Origin of the sequence: Nocardia sp. NPDC059236, assembly GCF_042754085.1 — a bacterium.
Taxonomy (GTDB): domain Bacteria; phylum Actinomycetota; class Actinomycetes; order Mycobacteriales; family Mycobacteriaceae; genus Nocardia.
On record NZ_JBHZAF010000087.1, the window covers coordinates 1 to 1,256 of the forward strand.

General features: G+C 65.7%; 1 protein-coding gene and 1 pseudogene. One reads left to right on the top strand and one right to left on the bottom strand.

The annotated features are described in order from the left end of the window. Positions 1-379 precede the first annotated feature (379 nt). Positions 380-760, top strand: a complete 381-nt coding sequence (locus ACFXIV_RS48055) for a tyrosine-type recombinase/integrase (protein WP_379421558.1) — start codon at positions 380-382, stop codon at positions 758-760. Between the two features lie 69 nt (positions 761-829). On the opposite strand, the pseudogene ACFXIV_RS48060 reads toward ACFXIV_RS48055, so the two are convergent. Further along, positions 830-1,256: pseudogene (locus ACFXIV_RS48060) on the bottom strand (transposase family protein); the annotation flags it as partial.

Here is a 1,256-nt window from a genome sequence, read left to right on the forward strand (position 1 = left end):
GCCGGATGACGTTGCTGCGCCAGATCCGGGCCTTGCCCGATCCTCAGCCCCCGGTCCCGCGGGTGCTGGGCGTGGACTTATCCCGAGCCGGTGATTATCCCGTTGTCTTGCATGGTTGACACGAGAGTTGCTGTGGCGGTGTGTGATTGATTCTGGTCGCTGGTTCTTGGCTCGGGGTAATTCCGGGGGTCGCACTCTTTGGTTGCGGGAGCAGGGTGCTTCCGTGTCGGAGAGGAGCGACGATGGGAACGACTGGGTGGATGGCTGGCGAGGGCCCGCTGGTGGAGTTCGCTGCCGGATTCGAGCAGGAGCTGCTCGCGCGTGGGCACAAGCCCGGTGCGATTGCCAAGCATCTCGGCCTGATGGGTCAGCTGAACCGATGGATGACCAGCACGGATCTGGCGGCAGGCGATCCGCATTCGCCACCCGCACCGGGCGCCGACTCAGCGACGACGCAGTTCAAGCACGTCTCAACCTCTACAAGGACATCGCCCGCCAGCGATGTCCGTCGTTGGAAGGCAAGCGACTCTCACCCCACACCCTTCGCCACACCTGCACGATGAATCTACTGCACAGCGGCGTCGATTCCGCCGTCATCGCGCTCTGGCTCGGCCACACCGACCCCCGATCCACCGCCGCCTACCTCCACGCCGACATGGCGATCAAGGAACGAGCCCTGGCCCGCACCACACCACCGACCACCAAACCCGGCCGCTACCGGCCCCCGGACGACCTACTCGCCTTCCTGGAGAGCCTCTGAATATCCCGACATCCGCGACAACAGCTACCGGAGAACCACTGCCACACAAGCAATCCCGCCATATTGACCCACGACATCGGGATAATCACCGGCTCGGGATAAGTCGACGCTCAATACTCGGGGAACCGGCCGTTGCGGCGCCGGGATGCGCAGCAGCACCCGCACCGCGGTGTCGCGGGACATGCGAATCGGCAAGGCCGCGAGCACCCGGATCGCGGCCCGCCCGGCCAACTCCCTCACTTGGCCAGTCAGCCGGGCAGTGCGGCGCTGATAGCGTTCGAGCACTCCCGGAACCTGCTCTCGAAACGTCTTGCAGCACTGCGGTGTCGAGCACATCAGCCGCCGGACACGCACCCGCACGAACACCAGCCGACCATCCAGCGGCAGGTCCACGACCGTCCGGTCGTGATAGCTGTGAACTCGCATCGACTCGGCACCACACCGCGAACACGCCGCCGGGAGCGACGCCGTCCTGGCCTGCACCACCACCCGCTCA